5 protein-coding genes and 1 pseudogene are annotated in these 3,491 nt (G+C 71.9%); 4 read left to right on the top strand and 2 right to left on the bottom strand.

Annotation, left to right across the window (positions count from 1 at the left end):
- The 3 genes and pseudogenes from AB0M20_RS32870 to AB0M20_RS32860 form a co-directional block, all read left to right on the top strand.
- Positions 1-379: pseudogene (locus AB0M20_RS32870) on the top strand (ArsR family transcriptional regulator); the annotation flags it as partial.
- Positions 380-399: 20 nt separating this feature from the next.
- On the top strand, positions 400-1,131 hold the full coding sequence (locus tag AB0M20_RS32865; RefSeq protein WP_364304228.1) for an MIP/aquaporin family protein: 732 nt from the start codon (positions 400-402) through the stop codon (positions 1,129-1,131).
- The gene (locus AB0M20_RS32860) at positions 1,124-1,537 is read left to right on the top strand and encodes an arsenate reductase ArsC (RefSeq protein WP_364304227.1); all 414 of its coding nucleotides are present in this window, start codon (positions 1,124-1,126) and stop codon (positions 1,535-1,537) included. Before AB0M20_RS32865 ends, AB0M20_RS32860 begins: the two co-directional genes overlap by 8 nt.
- Positions 1,538-1,558: 21 nt before the next feature.
- On the opposite strand, the gene AB0M20_RS32855 is transcribed toward AB0M20_RS32860, so the two are convergent.
- Together AB0M20_RS32855 and AB0M20_RS32850 are read right to left on the bottom strand one after the other, a co-directional pair.
- The gene (locus tag AB0M20_RS32855) at positions 1,559-2,227 is read right to left on the bottom strand and encodes a permease prefix domain 1-containing protein (protein ID WP_364304226.1); all 669 of its coding nucleotides are present in this window, start codon (positions 2,225-2,227) and stop codon (positions 1,559-1,561) included.
- The gene (locus AB0M20_RS32850; protein ID WP_364304229.1) at positions 2,209-2,547 is read right to left on the bottom strand and encodes a helix-turn-helix transcriptional regulator; all 339 of its coding nucleotides are present in this window, start codon (positions 2,545-2,547) and stop codon (positions 2,209-2,211) included. The genes AB0M20_RS32855 and AB0M20_RS32850 overlap by 19 nt, the downstream gene beginning before the upstream one ends.
- A 99-nt stretch (positions 2,548-2,646) precedes the next feature.
- On the opposite strand from AB0M20_RS32850, the gene AB0M20_RS32845 reads away from it, so the two are divergent.
- Positions 2,647-3,491 (top strand): PEP/pyruvate-binding domain-containing protein (locus AB0M20_RS32845; protein ID WP_364304225.1); only part of this gene is annotated, 845 nt, incomplete at its 3' end.

Here is a 3,491-nt window from a genome sequence, read left to right as displayed (position 1 = left end):
CCACAACTCCGCCCGCTCCCAGCTCGCCGCGGCGCTGTGGCGTGACCGGGTCGGCGGTCCGGTGGCCTCCGCGGGCACCCAACCCGCGCCCCGGGTCCACCCGCGGGCGGTCAAGGTGGCGCATCGCCACGGCCTCGCGCTCGACCCGACGGGTACGGCGCACATCGACGACGTCGTCCACGACAGCGATCTGGTCATCGCGGTCTGCGACAACGCCCACGAGGACCTCACCGGCGCGGCCCGCCCCCGGCTGCACTGGTCGGTTCCCGACCCGGTCCGAGTCGACACCGATCCGGCATTCGAGGCGACCTACACCGACCTGGCCGGCCGGATCGACCGCCTGGCCCCGGCCGTGCGCTCTTCCGCATCATCCGCCTGAGAGACCGGAGCCCCTATTCCATGCACCAGACCGCACTGTGGCGACGCCTGCTGGCCGAGCTCGTCGGCACCGCGCTGCTCGTGACCGCCGTCGTCGGCTCCGGCGTCATGGCCACCACGTTGTCGCCCGATGAGGTCGGCCTGCAGTTACTGGAGAACTCGATCGCCACCGCGTTCGCCCTCGGCGCACTGATCCTGACCTTCGGCCCGGTCTCCGGAGCACACTTCAACCCGGTGGTGTCGGCCGCGGACTGGTTCCTCGGGCGTCGTACCCGCACCGGCCTGACCGCCACCGACCTCGGGGCCTACGCCTTGGCCCAGGTCCTCGGCGCGATCGGGGGCTCGGTGCTGGCAAACCTGATGTTCGACCTGGCCGCGGTGAGTTTCTCCGACAAGGACCGCAGCGCCGGGCATCTGTGGCTCGGCGAAGTCGTCGCGACCGCCGGCCTGCTCCTGTTGATCTTCGCGCTCGCCCGCTCCGGCCGCGCCGTCGTGGCCCCGGCCGCCGTCGGCGCGTACATCGGCGCCGCCTACTGGTTCACCAGCAGCACCAGCTTCGCCAACCCGGCGGTGACCATCGGGCGCGCGTTCACCGACACCTTCGCCGGCATCGCACCGGCCTCCGTGCCCGGCTTCATCGTCGCGCAAGTGATCGGGCTGGCCGCCGGCACCGGTCTGCTGCTGGCCCTCTATCCCGCCGCCGGTGCGAACGCCGGCGACGTTCTCGTCCCCGAAGGAGCAACCCGTGACTGACAAGCCCAGCGTCCTGTTCGTCTGCGTGCACAACGCCGGCCGCTCCCAGATGGCCGCCGGGTGGCTGCGCCACCTCGCCGGCGACCAGGTCGAGGTCCGCTCCGCCGGCTCGGCCCCGGCCGAGACCATCAACCCGTCGGCCGTCGAGGCCATGCGCGAGGTCGGCATCGACATCACCGACCAGACCCCCAAGATCCTCGAGTACGAGGTGGCGCAGGACTCCGACGTCATCATCACCATGGGCTGCGGCGACGCCTGCCCGATCTTCCCCGGCAAGCGCTACGAGGACTGGAAGCTCGACGACCCGGCCGGGCAGGGCGTCGAGGCCGTCCGGCCGATCCGCGACGAGATCAAGGTTCGCATCGAAGCCCTGCTCGCCGACCTGATCCCGCCGGCACGGGCTTGAGGAGCGGGCCTTCGCTCGGTCTCATCGGGATCTGGGCCAGGGCATGCGCCGCAGCGCCGTGAGGCTTGCGGCCATGCGAGTCGAACTGGCCGCGATGGCGACCGCCCCGAGCAGGCTCGCCGGTCGGCCGGACGCAAGGAACACGCCGATCATCGTGAGGTCGCCGATGATGCTGAGCACAGCGATGGCCGACGCGGCGACCAGGGCGCGGTGCGGACCGGTTTCGGGGAGCCAGCGCATCAGGCCGCCGGTGGTGCCGACTGTTCCGCCGCCCGTGACGATCGCGACGGCGATCAGCGGGAGGACCGGGATGGCCGCCAAGAGTCCGACCACGCCGGTCCGCCACGGTTCCGAGCGCAGCACAAGTAGCCACCACACCCCCACCAGCGGTCCGGTGGCAAGAAACCAAACGATCAGACGCCGGGTGTAGGAGATCGCCAGCTCCCCCGCGAACCCGTCGGCAACCGCTTGAGGTGCGCCGAAGCGGGCGATCGCGGTCGCGGCCGCGGCCCCGGGCGGCAGACCCGCCGCACGATGGTCGTATGCCGCCTGGTCGAGGCCGTCAGACAGCTCGGCGAGGATCGCTTCGCGGCATCGGCGAGGTCCGCGCAGTCGGGCGGCGACCGCGGCGAGGTACGCGGCGAGCTGGGCGTCGCCGTGGGCCTCAGTGGTCACGCGGTGGCCGGCCATGACCGTCTCGTCAGGACCGCGGTGACGGCGGCGGAGAACTGGTCCCACACGGCTCGCTGTTCGGTGAGCGCCACCCGACCGGCCGCGGTGAGGCGGTACGCGCGTCGGCGACGCCCTTGGACGGTGTGCCACTCACTGGTGATGAGGCCGGCCCGTTCGAGCCGGTGCAGTGCCGGATAGACCGTCCCGGTGGGCAGGTCGAGAGCGCCGTCACTGCCGGCCCGCAACGCCTCGATGATGGCGTAGCCGTGCTGCGGCCCGGCTTCGAGGACGGCGAGGAGGAGCGTGTCGAGGTGGCCCTTGAGCAGGTCTGGTCGCATCGGCAGCACGGGCGCTCCTCACATTGACTCTGGTGCAGCACATCAGTCCGGGTGTAGCGTCGCAATACTTTGCGACACTACCTATGAGGTGAGTCGGTCATGAAGCTGACCGAGGCGGGAAAGGCCGATCGGGAGTCATTGGGCGGCAAGGCCTGGGTCCTCGGCGACCTCGTCACTGCCGGATTCCCCGTACCACCGGGCCTGGTCGTCACGAGCGCGGCGCCGGCCGGCGAGGGTTGGGAGAGCGGGCTGGCCGCGGCGGCACGGGCCCTGCCGGGCGTCAGATTCGCGGTGCGTTCCTCGAGCGCCGCCGAGGACCTGCCGGACGCCTCGTACGCCGGCCTGTACGAGAGCTACCTGAACATCACCGTCGACGAGCTGCCCGAGGCGGTCCGGCGGTGCTTCGCCGCGGCCGCCTCCGAGCGGGTGACGGCATATCGCGAGCGTCATGGCGGCGATCGGGCCACGATGGCGGTCCTCGTGCAGGTGATGGTCGAGCCGGCGGCGGCGGGCGTGGCGTTCACCGCGCACCCACTGACCGGTGACCGGGGACAGACGGTGCTCACCGCCGTGCCAGGGCTGTCCGAGCGGCTCGTGTCCGGCGAAGAGGCCGGTGAAGAGTGGACCGTCACCGCCGGCGACGTCCGGATGACCCGCCCGATGTCCGGCGACGCCCCGGTGCTGTCCACCCGGCAGGCCGCGGCGGTCGCCGAACTGTGCGGCCGGGTCGCGGCCCGCTACGGCCGTCCACAGGACATCGAGTGGGCGATCGACTCCGACGACCGTTTGTGGCTGCTGCAGGCCCGGCCGATGACAGCGCTGCCGCCGCCGGTCGCCTGGACGGCTCCGGGTCCCGGTCTGTGGATGCGCAACTTCCGGCTCGGCGAGTGGCTGCCCGAGGCCGTCACCCCGCTGTTCGCGACCTGGCTCCTCCCGGCGGTGGA

It is taken from the genome of Actinoplanes sp. NPDC051633 (genome assembly GCF_040681735.1).
In the GTDB taxonomy this organism is placed as follows: domain Bacteria; phylum Actinomycetota; class Actinomycetes; order Mycobacteriales; family Micromonosporaceae; genus Actinoplanes.
The sequence above is the reverse complement of the archived record's forward strand: the minus strand, read 5'-3'. Positions and strand labels throughout refer to the sequence as shown.